The organism is Streptomyces griseoflavus (assembly GCF_014649995.1).
GTDB classification, from domain to species: Bacteria; Actinomycetota; Actinomycetes; order Streptomycetales; family Streptomycetaceae; genus Streptomyces; species Streptomyces griseoflavus.
Genome location: NZ_BMUC01000033.1, coordinates 1 through 16213 on the forward strand (window position 1 = coordinate 1; position 16213 = coordinate 16213).

The 16213-nt window shown below is 71.7% G+C and carries 18 protein-coding genes; 3 read left to right on the forward strand and 15 right to left on the reverse strand.

Annotation, left to right across the window (positions count from 1 at the left end):
• Positions 1–283 precede the first annotated feature (283 nt).
• From IE172_RS33850 to IE172_RS33865, 4 genes are all read right to left on the reverse strand, one after another.
• Positions 284–649, reverse strand: coding sequence for a transglycosylase family protein (locus tag IE172_RS33850; RefSeq protein WP_190101203.1), 366 nt, complete (start codon positions 647–649; stop codon positions 284–286).
• Between the two features lie 142 nt (positions 650–791).
• Positions 792–1109, reverse strand: a complete 318-nt coding sequence (locus IE172_RS33855) for a P-loop NTPase family protein (RefSeq protein ID WP_190101204.1) — start codon at positions 1107–1109, stop codon at positions 792–794.
• A gap of 48 nt (positions 1110–1157) precedes the next feature.
• Positions 1158–1625 carry an SAM-dependent methyltransferase gene (locus IE172_RS33860; RefSeq protein WP_190101205.1) on the reverse strand — a complete coding sequence of 156 codons (468 nt, stop codon included), beginning with the start codon at positions 1623–1625 and terminating at the stop codon, positions 1158–1160.
• A 153-nt stretch (positions 1626–1778) separates the two neighbouring features.
• A complete protein-coding gene (locus IE172_RS33865; RefSeq protein WP_190101206.1) occupies positions 1779–2252 on the reverse strand; it encodes an SRPBCC family protein in 474 nt (157 codons plus the stop codon).
• A 210-nt stretch (positions 2253–2462) separates the two neighbouring features.
• Between IE172_RS33865 and IE172_RS33870 the strand changes: the two genes are divergently transcribed.
• Complete coding sequence (locus IE172_RS33870; protein WP_190101207.1) at positions 2463–3650, forward strand: T6SS phospholipase effector Tle1-like catalytic domain-containing protein; 1188 nt, start codon at positions 2463–2465, stop codon at positions 3648–3650.
• A gap of 79 nt (positions 3651–3729) precedes the next feature.
• Entirely contained in the window at positions 3730–4227 is a 498-nt protein-coding gene (locus tag IE172_RS33875) for a GNAT family N-acetyltransferase (protein WP_190101208.1), read from the forward strand.
• An 85-nt stretch (positions 4228–4312) separates the two neighbouring features.
• Here IE172_RS33875 and aztD read toward each other — a convergent pair whose 3' ends face one another.
• The 4 genes from aztD to aztB all read right to left on the reverse strand — a co-directional run bounded on the left by aztD (position 4313) and on the right by aztB (position 8674).
• Positions 4313–5518, reverse strand: coding sequence for a zinc metallochaperone AztD (gene aztD, locus IE172_RS33880; RefSeq protein ID WP_190101209.1), 1206 nt, complete (start codon positions 5516–5518; stop codon positions 4313–4315).
• A 91-nt stretch (positions 5519–5609) separates the two neighbouring features.
• A complete protein-coding gene (gene aztC / locus IE172_RS33885) occupies positions 5610–6566 on the reverse strand; it encodes a zinc ABC transporter substrate-binding protein AztC (RefSeq protein ID WP_190101210.1) in 957 nt (318 codons plus the stop codon).
• Positions 6563–7804 (reverse strand): hypothetical protein, encoded by a 1242-nt coding sequence (locus IE172_RS33890; RefSeq protein WP_190101211.1) that lies wholly within the window; start codon positions 7802–7804, stop codon positions 6563–6565. Before IE172_RS33890 ends, aztC begins: the two co-directional genes overlap by 4 nt.
• Before the next feature lie 15 nt (positions 7805–7819).
• Positions 7820–8674: a zinc ABC transporter permease AztB gene (aztB, locus tag IE172_RS33895; RefSeq protein WP_190101212.1), complete on the reverse strand. Its 855-nt coding sequence runs from the start codon at positions 8672–8674 to the stop codon at positions 7820–7822.
• A gap of 14 nt (positions 8675–8688) precedes the next feature.
• Between aztB and aztA the strand changes: the two genes are divergently transcribed.
• Complete coding sequence (gene aztA / locus IE172_RS33900) at positions 8689–9450, forward strand: zinc ABC transporter ATP-binding protein AztA (RefSeq protein ID WP_190101213.1); 762 nt, start codon at positions 8689–8691, stop codon at positions 9448–9450.
• A gap of 3 nt (positions 9451–9453) precedes the next feature.
• On the opposite strand, the gene IE172_RS33905 is transcribed toward aztA, so the two are convergent.
• From IE172_RS33905 to IE172_RS35550, 7 genes are all read right to left on the reverse strand, one after another.
• Positions 9454–11883 carry a phosphocholine-specific phospholipase C gene (locus tag IE172_RS33905; protein ID WP_190101214.1) on the reverse strand — a complete coding sequence of 810 codons (2430 nt, stop codon included), beginning with the start codon at positions 11881–11883 and terminating at the stop codon, positions 9454–9456.
• Between the two features lie 215 nt (positions 11884–12098).
• A complete protein-coding gene (locus IE172_RS33910; protein WP_190101215.1) occupies positions 12099–13301 on the reverse strand; it encodes a serine hydrolase domain-containing protein in 1203 nt (400 codons plus the stop codon).
• A gap of 138 nt (positions 13302–13439) precedes the next feature.
• Positions 13440–14399 carry a DUF1152 domain-containing protein gene (locus tag IE172_RS33915; RefSeq protein WP_229886738.1) on the reverse strand — a complete coding sequence of 320 codons (960 nt, stop codon included), beginning with the start codon at positions 14397–14399 and terminating at the stop codon, positions 13440–13442.
• 83 nt (positions 14400–14482) lie between these two features.
• Positions 14483–14725 (reverse strand): DUF6411 family protein, encoded by a 243-nt coding sequence (locus tag IE172_RS33920; protein WP_190101217.1) that lies wholly within the window; start codon positions 14723–14725, stop codon positions 14483–14485.
• Positions 14726–14852: 127 nt separating this feature from the next.
• Complete coding sequence (locus IE172_RS33925; RefSeq protein WP_229886740.1) at positions 14853–15422, reverse strand: hypothetical protein; 570 nt, start codon at positions 15420–15422, stop codon at positions 14853–14855.
• A gap of 58 nt (positions 15423–15480) precedes the next feature.
• A complete protein-coding gene (locus IE172_RS33930) occupies positions 15481–15930 on the reverse strand; it encodes an SRPBCC family protein (RefSeq protein WP_190101218.1) in 450 nt (149 codons plus the stop codon).
• A 202-nt stretch (positions 15931–16132) separates the two neighbouring features.
• A partial coding sequence (locus IE172_RS35550; RefSeq protein ID WP_390622734.1) for an RICIN domain-containing protein occupies positions 16133–16213 on the reverse strand: 81 nt, incomplete at its 5' end.

Below are 16213 nucleotides of genomic sequence, written 5' to 3' on the forward strand. Positions count from 1 at the left end.
CATGCTCCGCGACGGCACCTTCTACGAGCCGAGGAGCCCCCGACTCGCTTGACGAAGGACATAGAGGCACCCCCCGGATTCTGCGACCTGTCGGCCGGTGCCGGCGGGTGACCTCGGATGCGGTAGTGCGGAGGTGAGAGGGGGGTGCACCATTTGAATGACCCTGACAAGGCCGGTGCTCGTGGGCCGGCGCCGGCGTCGCGGCGTGCGCGCCGCCGGCGTCGGTGCGGCGGCGACCGGTACCGCCGCTCCCCGCGAGGATCAGGGGACCCGCGCCGCGGGCTCAGGCGCAGGTCCAGGCCGACATGCCCTGGAGGTCGGCCAGGCGTTCGGCCACGGCGATCTGCTCCGCCCGGGTGGCCAGGTCGGCGCGCGGGGCGTACTTCAGCCCGCCGGCCGCCTTCCAGCTCGACTGGGTGAACTGCAGGCCGCCGTAGTGACCGTTACCGGTGTTCGCCTGCCAGTTGCCGCTGGATTCACACGCGGCGATGGCGTCCCAGTCGGTTTTCGGGCCGGACGGCTGCGCAGCCACCGCCTGTGAGCCCGTACCGAGAGCCGCCACGGTGAACAGGACCACCAGGGCGGTACGGACCCGACTACCGGGCGCCTCGCACCCGGTGTTCGTATGAGTGCTTTCGCTGCAAGTCATGGAAACACTGTTACGACACGGAGGCGGGCGACACCATGCCGGAAGCCGCCTCCCTACACCAGACGAGGGACAATTACGAGAAACCGGGCGAACGGGAGCCGGGCCGGTGAACCCGACCGGGGCCCCACGAAGCAGACGCGCGCTACGAACCCTCGACCGGCAATACCGCCACGAAGACTGACAGGTCGGAGGATCGGGGCGGCGCCTGCCCGCGCAGGAATCGCCGGTAGTGGCCGGCGACAAGACGGCGCAGGTCCGCCTCGGCCGGTTCGTCCCCCGTGAGCTCAAGGGTGACCTGGTGCGGTTCACCCGCCATCCGCAGGGGTCTGGCCAGAGCGTCGAACCCGCAGACGCAGTCGTCGGGCATCTCCCACCACTCCTCGGCGGAACCCCGGTCCCGGAGGACGTACATGTGGTGGTCGGCATCGAAGAGGATCACGGGCCCGATGGGATCAGTCACTCGTGAAGTATGGCGCGGACCGGGACCGGTACAAGGGGGTGGCCTTTCCTACGGTCGGAAGTACTCCGACATCAGGTGGCTGACCCATTCGGGCTGCTTGACGTCCTCCGGGTGGAACTCCCTCATCGCCGGCTTCAGGTCGATGACCGGCGTGCCCGAGACCGCGTCGAGGCCACGCACCGTCAGTTCGCGGCCGTGGACGGCTTCGATGGCGCAGGAGGTGACACCGATGCGGTTGGGTCTGCGGGGGCCGCGGCCGGCGAAGACGCCGACGGGCGGGAGGTCGGAGCGACCGCGGTACGGGCGGGGTTCGCGGTAGTCGTCCTGTTCCGGGAACTGGTCGAAGACGAAGAGGACTTCCACGTGGGAGAAGCCTTCCAGTCCCTGGAGGCAGGCGTCCCCGAAACGCTCGTCGACGGTGATGGTGCTGCGGACGGCGCCCCAGTTGTCCGTGTGCTGGACGTCCGTTCTGTCGTTCCGGACCGTACCAATCGGTGTGATCTCGAAGCTGGGCATGGCAAGAGGCTATGCGCGCCGCGTCCGGATCGGCATGCGGTTGCTGCTTCTACGGGCCACGAGAACGTGACTCCTCGGTGAACGCGTGCACCGGCCGGCTCCGTTGACGCGTGGAGCCGGCCGGTTCGCGACGGCCATGTGGCCGGCGGGGTCTCAGTGCGCGGCTCCCGGGTTCTCCGGACGGATACGTCCCCGCCAGCCGCCGGTGGTGCCGCTGCCCTCCACGTACTCCTTGAAGCGGCCCAGGTCTCCCTTGACCCGTCGGTTGATCAGGCCGAGGGCGTCCGCGCCCTTCTCGGCGACGCCGGTCGGCTCGACCTCCATCGTGAGTTCCACGCGGGTGTGCGTGTCGTCCAGCGGTTCGAACCTCACCGAGCCGCGCTGCCGGGTCTCGCCGTCGATGGTCCGCCAGGTGATCCGGTCGTCCACGAGCTGGTCGACGATCTCGGTGTCGAACTCACGCCGTACCCCACCGATGCTGGTGACCCAGTGGTTGTGCCGCTCGTCGAGCTGCCGGACCTCCTCGACGCCCTCCATGAAGCGCGGGAAGTCCTCGAACTGCGTCCACTGGTCGTACGCCCTGCGGAGCGGGACGTCCACGTCGACCGTGTCCTTGACCGTGCTCATCGATCCCTCCTGGTCCGTTCTTCGTGGGGCCGGCCACGACGGCCGGGCCGGCTCGCGGTGCGTGTGCACGGCGTCGGGTACCCGCGATGACCGCCGTGAAAGGTCCCGAGTTGCGCCGTGCGGCCCCGTCCCGTGGCGTGCTCCGCCGGGCGGTGGGACGCTGGAAGTGCTGCTGTGGGCCGCTTCCCGCTCTCGCCTGGAGGGATGGTCATGGCCAAGCGTCTGGTCGTCTGCTGCGACGGCACATGGAACTTCGCGGATCAGCCGAGCAAGACCAACGTCGCCAAGGTGGCTCTGTCCGTGCGCCCGGGGGTCGCCGGCGGGAAGGAGCAGCGCGTCCACTACCACAGTGGCGTCGGTACCCGTCAGGGCGAACGGCTGCGTGGCGGGGCCTTCGGGATGGGCCTGTCCCGGAACGTGGTGGACGCCTACCGGTTCCTCGTGGAGACGTACGAGCCCGACGACGAGCTGTTCCTCTTCGGCTTCAGCCGCGGTGCGTTCACCGCCCGCAGTCTGGCGGGGCTGGTGCGCAACAGTGGCATCCTGCGCCGGGACCACGCCGACCGGATCCCGGAGGCCTGGTCCCTGTACCGGGACCGGATCGAGCAACCCAGTGGCGCGGCGGCCACGTTGTTCCGCCGCTCGTACGCCCGGGAGACGGAGATCGCCTTCATCGGGGTGTGGGACACGGTGGGCGCCCTGGGCATCCCGGTGCCCGATGCGGCGTGGCTGCGTCCGGCCATCGACCGGTTCAACCGTCGGTGGGCGTTCCACGACACCGATCTGAGCAGCTGGGTCGGAGCCGCCTTCCACGCACTGGCCGTCGACGAGCAGCGCTCGGCGTTCCCGCCGGCCCTGTGGCATCAGCAGCCCGGTTCCGCCGAGCGGGGCCAGGAGTTGAAGCAGGTGTGGTTCGCCGGTGTGCACTGCGATGTCGGTGGTGGTTACCAGGAAACGGGGTTGTCGGACATCGCCCTGCTGTGGATGGTCGACCAAGCCCGCAGGCACGGGCTGGAGTTCGACGGGGACGTGCTGAGCACGGAAGGGCCGGGGGTGATGAGGCCCCAGGAGAGCGGGGACTTCCGCGTACGGCCGGACGCCGCTGGTGTCCTGCACGACTCGCGGACGGGCATGTACCGGCTGGCCGACCCCCTTCACCGGCCGCTCGGGGAAGCGGTGGACGGCAACGAGTTCCTGGCCGTACCGGCCAAGGAGCGCTACGACCGGGACGCGGAGTACCGGCCGGTGGAACTGGAACGCTACCTGGCCAGGCAGGAACGTCTCCGGCTGGAGCCCGTCCTGCTGCCGGGTCTCTCCGCGGGACTGCCGCCCCTGCCTCCCGCGCCGTCCGGGCAGGGCACGGTGAGCGACGCCCGCGGGGGCCACGGCGCCGGGTGACACATCGTCCTCGGCGGGCGTGTGCCAGAGGCGCATATTCCTTTGCGCGGCGTTCCTGCGGCGTGGTTGGCTCGCGTCCATGACCTGGCTGCCCCCTGATTTCGTTCATCCGCTTCACGTCGTGATTCCCGGCGGTGGAGGTCACCGGCTGCGGCCGATCAGCGGTGCGGACGCGCCGTTGGACTATCCGGCGGTGATGGGTTCGCGGGAGCGGCTGTGGTCGATCTTCGGCCCCGCGTGGGCCTGGCCGCCGGCCACGATGTCGTACGAGGCGAACCTCGCCGATCTGGAGCGGCACGCGGCGGAGATCGAGGCGCACGAATCGTTCAACTACACGATCGAGACCGCGGACGGGACAGCCCTGCGCGGGTGTGTCTACATCGACCCTCCGGAGAAGCAAGGCGCCGACGCCGAGATCTCGTGGTGGGTGGTGGACGAGGAGGTCGGCGGCGGGCTCGAACGGGCTCTGGACGCGTTCGTACCGCGGTGGATCGCCGGGGAATGGCCCTTCGAGCGGCCGCGCTTCATCGGCCGGGACATCTCCTGGGACGAGTGGTTGGAGCTGCCCGTTCCGTGACCGGAGCCATCCAACCCCCTCCCGGCCGTGCGGGTGCGGGTTCGGCCGGGTGGTGGGCTGGACAGGGCGGGAGGTCGGCCGGATGTCAGTGGCCGGAGTCGACTCCCGAGAGTTCGTTGGTGCTCTCGGGCAGGGTCACCGAGGCGGTCTTCTCACCGGACTCGATGTCGACGGCGTGCAGCTTCCGCTTGCCCGGTTCGGAGACGTACGCGGTGTGGTCGCGGACGAAGAGGGTGGGCCGGGGCTGCTGCCAGTCGAGGGGCTCCTGCCACGCGTCGACGACGCTGATCCGCTTCTGGACCTTGCCCGTTGCCGGGTCGATGACCTGGAGGGCTCCGTCGGTGCCGAGGACGAGTGCCTCGCCGTGCGGTCCGCGTCCGAGGGAGCGGAAGGAGTAGCTGGTGCCCAGGTCGACCAGGCGCAGCTTCGCCGTCCCGGTGTCGATGAGGGAGATGCGGGTCGGGCGTTCCAGTTCGGCGTCCGGATCGCTCTTGTAGTCGCCCAGGAGGACCGGGGAGGCGTCGCTGCCCGCCTGGTTGCCGATGCGGCCGTAGTCGTCGGGCGCGTCGATCTTGGTGAACTCGCCGTCCTTGTAGAGGAGGACGCCGTCCTCGCAGCCGACGGCGACCGCCTCGTCCCGGGCGGCGGCTTCCCCGTGGACGCCGGGGCAGTCCTCGTTGCGGGCGATCTCCTTGTCGTCCTTGTCCACGACGAGTGCGCCGGTGCGCTTCGTCTCGGTGCCCAGGGTGGTGAGGAGTTCACCGTTGCCGAGTTCGATGGCGACGCCGTGGTGTGCTTCGGCGGAGGTGTAGGTGCGGCCCGCGGGCTTGGTGCCGCCGCTCAGGTCCGCGGGGTCGAGGACGTTGACTTCGCCGGTGCCGTCGGTGAAGAGGGCCGTCTTTCCGGCGTGGCGGACGACGTGGCCGGGCTTGGCGCCCGGGTAGGTGATGTCGGTGAGGGACTGCCCAGTGGCGTCGAGGACCCGGAAGCCGCTGCTGGTGGAGACGATGACGTGGTCGTCGTCCCCGGCGGGGTTGACGCGGTTGAATCCCGGCAGCTCGATGGTCGCGGCGAGTTCGAGGGTGTCACCGTCCAGGATGTACAGGCCGCCGTCGAAGGTGGCGACCAGCGGGTCGTGGACCTGGCCGGCGGGTGTGGCGCGCGGGGTGTCCTTCGTCGTCCTCGCGTCGGTGGAGTCGTTGTCTCCCGCCCCGCAGGCGGTCAGGACGGCGGCCACCGCCAGGGTGAGGGCCGTGGCGCTGACTACCCGGCCGCGTATCGGATTGTTCACTGTGTGTGATCCTTTCGGGCGTACGTGTGCTGGTGTTCGTGGGTCGGTGGGACGCCGGTCCGGTCGTGCCGGTGTCGGCGCGGGTGTGGGTTCAGTGAGTGGTGAGGCCGTCGGTGATGGCGGCGGTGTTGGCGCGCATCATCCGCAGGTAGGTGTCGGCGCCCCCGCCCCGCGCGGTGAGGGACTCCGAGTACAGCGGGACGACCTCGACCGGGCCCGCGAGTTCGTCGCGCAGGACGTCGGCCAGCCGGGTGGGCCGGGAGGAGTCGGCGAACACCGTGCGCGCCCGGGCCTCGCGCATGGCTTCGGTGAGTGAGCGCAGGTCGGAGGAGCTGGGGGAGGCCAGGGTGGTGCCGCTGGGGACGACGGCTCCGATCACGCGGAAGCCGAAGCGGTCGGCGAGGTAGCCGAAGACGTGGTGGTTGGTGACCAGGGCGCGCCTGTCCTCGGGTATGCGGTCGAAGGTTTTCCCCATCCACACGGTCAGGGCCGCGAGTTGCCCGTCGTAGCGTGCGGCGTTGCGGCGGACGGTCTTGTCGTCCGCGCCGTCGACGTTCTCGGCCACCGCGTCGGCGATGAGGCCGGCCGCCGTGCGCATGCGGTCCGGGTCGGTCCAGAAGTGCGGGTCCGGTTGCCCGTCCTCCCGGGGACCTCCGTCGGCCGGAGCCCGGAAGGTGAGGGGGTCGACGGCCTTGCCGACCTCGAGGGTGGCGACACCGGCCTCGCCGGCCGCCTCCACGTGCCGCAGGACGTTCTCCTCCAGGCCCAGTCCGTTGAAGACCACCAGGTCGGCGTTCTCGAGTTCGGCGGCCTGGACGGCCGACAGACCGAAGGAGTGGGGGTCGGCGCCGGGCTTCATCAGCACGGTGACGTCGGCCTCGTCTCCGACGATCTCCCGGGTGACGTCGCCGAGGATATTGGTCGTCACCACGACGTCGGGCCGGTCGTCGCCGCTCGTGCAGGCGGTGGCCGTTGCGGCGCAGGCGAGGGTGATCAGGGCCCACAGCAGGCGGCGCAGGCGCAGGACGGTTCGCTTCGGTGTCGTCATCGTCCGGTCTCCACCATCATCCGCGGTTCCACGTCCAGGTCGAAGGTGCGGGCGACGCGCAGGCCGTCGTTGTAGTCGATCTCGTACACGCGTCTGCCGGCGGGGTCGTTGAGGTAGGCACGGCTTCGGTCGACCTCGATCCGGGGTCCGCCCGCGCCGTCGTCCGTCGCTTGCCGCGGGGCCAGGAGCCGTTCGGTGCGGGCGGTCCGCCCGCCGGTGGCGACGTCGTAGCCGTGCAGGGTGCCGTCGGCCTGCAGGACGAGCAGCGGCGCACCCTCGCCGGCGGTGTTGGCGGCGATCACGGGGCCGGTCTCCACCCGGGTCCAGGTGCGTTCCGTGACGTCCAGTACCCACACGGCCCGGTCCCCGGCCGGTGCGGTGAGGGTGTCGCTCCCCGCGCGGTGGCGGAAGGACACGGCCCGCTGGCGTGGGGGCACGTCGCTGTCGTAGGGGATCCGCTCGGCGGTGAACTGGCCGTCGTCCTCGCTGACCAGCAGGGCACCGTCGGCGCAGCCGAAGACGACACCGCGCCGGGTGACCGCGTCTCCCGCCGGGTCCTCGCAGGTGGCGCGGGGGGACGCGGAGCGCCCGCCCGCACGGTCGAGGACGGCGAGTTCCGGGGCGCCCGTCCCGTCGCCGGTGAGGGTCAGCAGGTGCTCCGCGTACGGCACCACCGGTGCGGCGTACGTCCCGGGAAGGGTGCGGGGGGAGCCGACGCGGCCCTTCTCCAGTTCGGCACGGTGGTGGAGGACGGCCCGGCCGTCCCCGCCCGTCACCGCGGTCACCGTGGTGTCGCTGCGGACCCGCGCACCGGTGCCGGCGGGTATGCGGCCGACGTCGCGTATCGCGGCACGGTAGTAGTGCACGTGGTCGCCGTGGTCCACCGCCCAGGCGCCGCCGTCGAGAACGCGGATGCCGGCGGCGGTGTGGAAGTAGCCGAACCGGCCGTCCGTGGTGAGTCGCGCGGCGCCCGCGGCCGGGGATGCCGGGTGCGTCTTTCCGGTGATCAGGTCCAGTACCCGGGTCGCTCCGGTCGCGGGGTCGTGGAGCAGCAGGCGGGACTGCTGCTCGGCGGACTCCTGTGCTCCTTCGACATAGCCGTGCGGCGTGGCGGACGTCGTGGCCGGGGTGGGCGGGTCGTCGTCGGTCGCCGAGCATCCGGCGGCGGCGAGCAGGGCAAGGGCCGCGAGCACGGCCGGGGTTGTGGCGGTGGGGTTCTTTCGGACGGACAAGGACATCCCCTCGGGTCTTTCTCAGTCGGTCGTCGCCGGACGGGCGCCGGACGGGCGTGCGTGGCGGTGGCGGAGGCCGGATGCCAGGTGGGAGAGGAAGAACAGGCACACGGCCAGGGCGGAGACGGTGGCTCCGGCGGCCGTGCCGAGGTGCCACGACAGGAGCAGGCCGGAGAACGTGGCGGTCACGCCGAGCAGCGCGGCCAGCGCCATCACTCCGCGCACGCTCCGTGCCCACGGCAGCGCGGCCGCCGGCGGGGCGATGAGGAGTCCGAGCACCAGCAGCGTGCCCACGATGTGGAAGGACGCCACGATGGCCAGCGCCAGCAGCCCGAGCAGGACGGCGTGGGCGAGGCGAGGGCGCAGGCCCAGCGTGTGGGCCTTGCGCGTGTCGAACGCCAGGGCCGTGAAGGCGCGGTGGCCGAGTGCCGAGACGGTCAGGGCGAGTGCCAGCGCGGCGCCCAGCAGTGTCAGATCCCTCTCGCGGACGGCCAGGACGTCGCCGAAGAGGAAGCCGGTCAGGTCGACCGCGAAGGACTGCGAGCGGGAGACGACGACGACGCCGAGCGACAGCATGCCCACGAACAGCAGACCGATGGCGGTGTCCTGGGACAGTCGCGGAGCGCGGCCGAGCACGGTGACTCCGGCGGTGACGACGGCCGCGCTCAGCAGCGCCCCGGCCAGCAGGTTGCCGCCGAGCAGCGCGGCCAGGGCCACCCCGGGCAGCAGTCCGTGGGACATGGCGTCACCGAGGAACGCCATCCCTCTGAGCACGACCCAGGTGCCCGCCAGGGCACAGATCGCGGACACCAGCATCCCGCCCCACAGGGCGCGTTGTACGAAGGCCGCCTCGAAAGGGGCTGTCAGCCACTCCATGGGCACACACTACAATGACAATCATGTTCAATAAACCTCGCCCCTCCCCCGCCGCCCCCGGCGACCCGATGGCCGGCGTCCGGGCGGCCGGGCTGTCCGCGGGATACGACGGCCCGCCCGTTCTCCGTCAACTCGACTTCGATCTGCCGGCGTCGGCGGTCACCGCGCTCGTCGGGCCGAACGGCAGCGGGAAGTCGACCCTGCTCGGTGTTCTGGCCGGCGTGATCCGGCCCACGGCAGGAGAGCTGCGGCGGAGCAGCGGCCGGCCACCGGCGTTCGTGCCGCAGCACGGCGCGGTCGGCGACGCGCTGCCGCTGACGGTGCGGCAGACGGTGGAGATGGGGCGCTGGAGCGACCGCGGCCCTTGGCGCCGGCTGACCGGGCGGGACCGCGCCGTGGCGGACACGGTCATGGAGCGCCTGGGCATCACCGGCCTCGCCGCGCGTCAGCTGGGCGAACTGTCGGGCGGGCAGCGGCAGCGGGTTCTCATCGCCCAGGGACTCGCCCAGGAGTCGGACCTGCTCCTGCTCGACGAGCCGACCACGGGCCTGGACCCCGGAGCCAGGGAGCGCATGGCGGCACTGCTGGCCGCTCTGGTCGCCGACGGCGTGACCGTCGTGCACGCCACGCACGACCTTCAGGCCGCCCGCTCGGCCGACTTCTGCCTCGTGCTCCGCGAAGGACGGCTGGCGGGACAAGGGCGTCCGGAGCGGGTGCTCACCCCTTCGACGCCCGCCGGCCCGCCTGAGGGACGGTCCCCGGGCCCGCGGATGTGACGGTCAGGCGGGGGCGACCCGGGTGAGTAGGCGCGCGTCGGCGAGCCTGAGCAGTCCGGCGCCCCGGGCGTGCGCCACGGCGACCAGCCGGCCCGCGGTGGCGTCGCGGGACGGGGCGACCGTGAGGCGCACGTCGGCCGACGCACCGGCCGCGAGCGCCGAGGGGACGGTGCCGGTCCGTTCGACCGTCCAGCCGGACGGGGCGGACAGCGCGGCGGAGAGGTCTTCGAACCGGCTGCCGGTGTGGTTCCGCAGCGTGACGACGACATCGGCCGGGCTGCCCTGGGTGAACGGCGTGCCCGGTGTGGTGAGGGTGGCGGTCAGCGCCGGGGGTGTGCCGGTCGCGGGATCGGTGACACCGGGACGGTCGTGGGGCGTGCGGCCGGTCATGCGGCGCAGGAACAGCGGGTCGTCCCGGTCGACGACCGCGATGTCGTACCAGCCGTGGCGTGCCGGGCGCAGACGCACGGTACGGGACGTTCCGGGCCGGAGGGTGACGGTGTGGACGCGGTCGCCGGGCCCGCCGGACTGCACCGACTCGCCGACGAGGAGCCTCCGGGTGGTGGAGGACGGGTTGGAGCACACGATCCGCAGCCGGCCGGCGGCCGGGCGACCCGCCAGGTACGCCTCGGCGCCGACGCCGGTGCCGCGCAGCTCCCACAGGGACCAGCCGGGTCCGTGCACCTGGAGGTCGTATCCGTCGTCGCCGTGCCCGACCGTGTGGGCGGTTCTTCCGTGCGCGGGGACGGTCCAGGTGTGCGGGGCGGTCCCGTCTCCCGGGCAGGCGGTGAAGCAAGCGCCGGTGGATCCGTCGTTCGCGAGCCGGAGGCGGACACCGGTCCGGGTGGCGTCGGAACGCAGGGCCGGCCGGTACGGGGACGGGCGGGTGCGCCGCGTGCCGGGCTCCTGGCCGGGCAGCGCCTGGTCCTCGGGCGGTACGGGGTTCCAGCGGCGCACCGGCGCCGGTACCGGGCCGGGCCGCTCGACCTCGGGCTGCCGGTGACTCCGGTGGAAGTCGAAGGCCGTGGTCAGGTCGCCGAACACGCTGCGGCGCCAGGCGCTGATGTTGGGCTCCCGGACACCGGTCCACCGCTCCAGGAACCGGATGACCGACGTGTGGTCGAACGCCTGGGAGCTGACGAAACCGCCCACCGTCCAGGGCGACACGATCGTCATCGGCACGCGCGGGCCGGGACCGACCGGCCGGCCGTCGTACCAGTCGTCGTCGTTGCCGGAGGCCGGTCGCGGCGCGACCGGTGCCGGCACGTGGTCGAAGTAGCCGTCGTTCTCGTCGAAGTTGATGAGGAGGACCGTCTTCGACCAGGTCCCGGGGTCACTGGCGACGGCGTCGAGGAGGTCGTGGACCAGGCGGGCGCTGCCGGCCGGGGTGGAACTGCCGGGATGTTCGGACAGTGCCGCCGTCGGGACGATCCAACTGACCTGCGGCAGGGTCCCGTCGTCGATGTCGGACCGGATCCGGCGGACCAGGGAGTCGGGCGCGGAGCGGTGGGCGCCGCGCAGGAAGAGCCGCCGTTCGGCGTCGGTCAGCGCGTCGACGCCCTTCTGGAACTCGGCCAGTTCGGTCGTGCGCCGCTCGGGAGACTTGCGCAGCAGACTGTCGTAGAACTGCTCGGTGGTGGCGTACGGGGCGGTGACATGCGCGAGGATCTTGCGGCCGATCTCCTTCCACGGCCGGAAGTACTCCACCGCGTTGTCGGTGAAGTTGTCCCACTCCTGGTAGATCTGCCAGGACACGCCGGCGGTCTCCAGTCGTTCGGGGTAGGTCGTCCAGGTGTAGCCGGCGTGGTCGTGGGCGTAGGCGGCGTTGGTGACGGCCCGCCCTCCCCCGTCCGGCTCGTGGCCGGTGGTGCCGGTCCACAGGTAGTTGCGGTTGGGGTTGGTCGAGCCGTACACCGAGCAGAAGTAGGAGTCGCAGAGGGTGAAGCGGTCGGCCAGTTCGTACTGGAGCGGGATGTCCGCGCGGTCGTAGAAGGCCATGGTGCTCTGTGTCTTGGCGGCCACCCACGCGTTCCACCAGCCGTCCGCCCGGGCTTGGTTGGCGTCGTCGAAGCCGTGCGCGAGCGCGCCGAGGTACTGGATGTCGCTCTCCGGGCGGCCCGCGTCCAGCGCCGCACGACGCGCCGAGAACGGCAGTACCGCGCCGCCGCCGGGCCGCGGCTGCTCGAAGACGCCGGCTCCCGAGGGGAGACGAAGCGGCGTGCGGTCGCCGAATCCGCGCACACCTCTCAGCGTTCCGAAATAGTGGTCGAAGGAGCGGTTCTCCTGCATCAGGACGATCACGTGCTCCACGGCGCGCAGGCCGCCGCGCGGCATCGGCGCGGCCATCGCCTCGTGCAGGGACGGGGGCAGGAGGGAGAACGCGGCCCCACCGGTGAGGGTGCCGAGGACCGTACGGCGGGATACGTCAGGCATGCCGGGGACGCTACGGGCGTCCGCCCCGCGGCAGAACCCCGCGGGAGGGGTTTTCGCCGGCCGTTCACCGGATGGCACCGAACGTTCCGCCGGCGGTGGTCCCGGCCTCCCGGGAGGGGAGGTCCGTCCGTCCGGCCCACTCTGCCCACCGCCGGCGGGACTCGTGCACCGTGTCCCGCAGCGGTCCTCGGGCGACCGCTGCGGGAGGGAGAGGGCTACTTGCGCCCGGTGGCGCACAGTTGCTCGTCGATCAGGGTGTTCGCGGCCTGCATGGTGTCCAGGTCCGGTGCGGAGCCGTCGCCGGTCGCCTCGACGACGACCACGTGCCGGCCGTCCCCGCTGACCCCGTTGCGGGTCATGTAGCCGGGGATGTCCCCGGCATGGCCGTAGTAGCCGCCTCCACAGGTGAGATCGACCCGCAGGAGGCCGAGCCCGTAGCGCGCTCCGGGCCACAGGTCGTCCAGTTCCTCGGCCCGTACGGTGGTCTTCATCTCGGCCAGTTGTGCGGGGCGCAGCAGCTTGCCCTTCATCAGCGCCGAGTAGAACCTGGTCAGGTCGGCGGTGGTACTGATCATGCCGCCGGCCGCGCCGGCACCGCTCGGGTTGAACAGGGTGACGTCGATGGGTGAGTCTCCGCCGAAGGCCGAGTAGCCCCTCATGTGCCGGCCCGGAATGGCGGGGTGGGTGACGGGCGCGTGGGTGTCTCGCAGTCCCAGGGGGTGGATGATGCGGCGTGTCACCTCGCTCTGCCAACTGCGCCCGGTCGTCCTCTCGATGATCATTCCGGCGAGGGTGTAGTTGGTGTTGGAGTACTCCCACTTCGTGCCGGGGTCGAATTCCGGCGCGTGCCGCATCGCTATGGCGACGAGCTGGGTGTCCGTCCAGGTGTCGAAGCGTCCCGCGCGGAACGCCGCGGCGTCGGAGAGCACGGGGAAGTCCGCGGTGTAGTTGAACAGGCCGCTGGTGTGGTTCAGCAGCTGCCGGACCGTGATGCGGCTGCCGTCGTTGCCGTTGCCGGACACCACTCCCGGCAGCAGGTCCTCGACCGTGTCGTCCAGTGACAGGCGTCCCTCACCCACCAGTTGGAGCGCGACCGTGGACACGAAGGTCTTCGTGGTACTGGCGATCCGGAACTTGTCGTCGGGGTGCGCCGTGCGGCCCGTCCTCCGGTCGGAGACTCCCGCGGTGGCGTGGCGGGTTCCCTGCGGGCCGGTCGACCGGGCGAGCACCCCCACGGCGCCCGTCCGCTGGATGGCGTCCGTCCGCAGGCGCAAGGTGTCGGTGGCCGGCTCGGCCGCGGTCGCGCCGGCCGCCGCCGGTGTCATCAGACCGAGGCCGGCGAGTGCGGTGACCAGGGCGGTGGTCACGACGCGGTGGCCGATCGGGGCGCGGGGGCGGAATGTGGTCACTGGTGCCATGGTCGTCCGGCTCCTTGCAGGTCGGTGGCACACGGTCGGTCCCGTGTGCTCCCAACGTAGGAAGAAGCCCCGCGCCGCACGATGGTGCCAGCGGGCCGGTCGGGGGTGCATCCAGCCCCACCACGCCCCGGGTGGTCGCTAGTGGGGGAAGGTGCGCGGTGGCCTGGTCACGGTGTCCTCGCGGAACTCCGCGATGCGGGAGTGGACTTGACGCATCAGGTGGGTGTCCTCGATGCGGTCCAGGTAGAGGCACCGGGCGGCCACACCCGGCAGGTCGAATGCGAAGTACAGGGACATCAGGGGGTTGACGAACAACTCGCTGCCGCGGGTGCGGTCGGTGAACCGGACGTCGCCGAACGAGCCGCGTACGGCTGCCGCGACGGAGCCGTTCACGATGCTGGGACGGTCGGGGGTGTGCTGCTGTGCGTGTGCCACGGCGTCCAGGTACAGCGCCCCTTCGCGGGTGGCCCGTGATATCGAGAACGCGCCGAGGTAGGCGCCGTCGCGTTCCAGGGCGGCGATGTTCTCCAGTACCTGTACGTGATTGACGCCGTGGTGGGCGTCGACTCCGAACCCGACCGACACCACGAGACGGTGGGGTACGTCGTCCAGCGCCGCAAGGGCCGCCACACTGGTGAGGTCCTCCTCCGGTGTGCCGAGGCCGGCTTCGTCGCCGCGCAGCAGGATGTCCGTGCCGCCGTCGACGAGGACCACGGCGTCGATGGCGTGCAGCTCGATCAGTGCCCGGTACGCCGCGCGCAACGGGCGTACGCCGGTCTGCGGGAAGGCGTACACGGTCGCCGGGTAGTCGAGCCGTCGCAGCCACTGGGCGAGGGTCCGCTCGGGGAAGTAGCTCTGGTGCGGGGCGGATCCGGGGGTGATGACGGCCAGATCGTCGGCGGCCCAGTCCTCGGCGGGCAGACCGGCCAGCGCGCTGAAGGACAGGTTCGCCAGATACACCTCCTTGCCCTGGTGGAGGAGGGAGAGCGCCAGCGGCAGGCCGGAGTAGATGTCGAAGCCACCGCCGGCGCCCGCCACCAGGACGCGTCCGGAGTCGGCGAGCCGGTCGAAGAGCGGGTTGGTGTGGAGAGACGTCACGGCGTCATTGTCCCGCACCACCCGCGGCCGGGCCGACATGTTTCCGCGGGCCCGCGGGACGGTCGGCGCACCCGCGCGCGTGGTCAGAACGGCAGCTTGCCGCGCGCCCGCCGGCCGGCGGAGCCGCTGCGGGAGACCGCCCGCGAGCTGGACCGGAAGGGCTTGCTGAACAGGCGGCCCAGCGGGCCCGGGGCCTTGGAGCCGGCCCGGGAGCCGGCGCCGAGGGTGCGCTGCGTTCCGTTCTGCGGGTGCCGCGAGAACCGCGGGAGGAGGAAGGCGAGGACAGCGATGACCACGCAGACAGCGATGATGCCGACGACCATCATGGGGGCCTCCTGGTGAAGTCGGGGTGCCGTACCGGCACGTTCGTGTGGCACCTCGTTCCCCGTTCTCGCGGGGGCACGCGTCCCCGCCGCGGACCGCCCGCGCCATGCCCGGCCGGCGGCCCGCGTCTCACGCCTGCGCCTGCTCGCCCCCGCGCGCCAGAGCCGACCGCATGTGGTGAAGGCGGTCCAGCGAGCGCCTGCGCATCCACAGGACCCAGGCACAGAGCGCGATCACACCGACCGCGGTGACCGCCGGAAGGACCAGTGTCCCGCCCACGGCACCGAGAACGATCACGGCCACCGCGATGAATCCCATGGCCGCGAACCAGTAGGGCATCCACCGGCGTGCCCCTTCCATCTGCCGCAGCTGCACGTCGACCAGCCGGCGCATCGCCTCCCGCCTCTCGGGTTCACGGGGCACCTCACGGTGCCGCACCCCCCGGTGGAGGCGGGCGATCTCTCCGGGGTCGGCCCCCACCGCGCGACCGAGGCGACGGCGCTGCAGGGCCAGGAACGTGACGGCGACGGCGGCGTAGAGCACGCCCTGGATCAGCCAGAGGGCCGGGTGTTCGTCCCTGCGGAACAGCGCCGTGACGCCCACACCCACGACGAGGACCAGGACGGCTTGTGCGGTCAGACTGCGGTCGAGCCAGCGCTTGATGGCGCCCACGACGCGTACCCCCTCGGGAATGGACAACTCACCTGTGTCCACCCCGCATACCCCGCGCGAGGGGGTTCATCGACGGCCCGTCAGGTCATGTCGAGGCTTCGACGGCGGTCTTGATACGCCGGCCGAAGGCAGGTGCGTCCTTGCGTGCCGCGCTGCCCGCGAGGGGAAGCAGCGCCTTGCCCAGGCCGTGTCCTTCGAGGACGTTGAAGAGGCGTACCCGGGTGCCGCCGTCGGCGGTGGGTTCGAGGTCGTAGCCGCCTTCGCCGGCGGTGACGGCGTTGTGCGACACCTCGTGCCAGCGGATGCGGTGAGGCGCGGACAGCTCGCTGATCTCGAAGTCACGCCGTGATCGCATTCCGGCGTCCTTGACCGTGCTGTGGAAGACGGTGCCCACGTGGGTGACGCCGTCGGGTGTCTTCTCGATCTCCAGCACCCGGGGGCTGAACTCCGGGTCGTGGCGGCCGTCGGCGAGGTAGGCGAATACGTTCTCGATGGGCCGGTCGATGTCGACGACGACCTCGAACTGCGTGCTCATGCTCTCTCCCTGGGGGTGCGGGCCGGGCCGCGGCGCCGTGGGAGGACGAAGGCGATGGGGATGCGGGCGTCGGCCCGAGGTGCTGCATCCACCCTAACCGGAGGTGACGTTCCGGTCAGGTCGTGCGCGCATCCCCGTCACCTTCGGTCATGAGGCCGTCACGGCAGGGGGTTCCCCCTGTCCCGGCGGGCCTCGGCGGGCATCAGGGCAGGGTCCATTTCTGGTTGGGTCCGGTGTGGCAGGTCCACAGATGGACCGGCGTCCCGTCGTTCCACGTACCGCC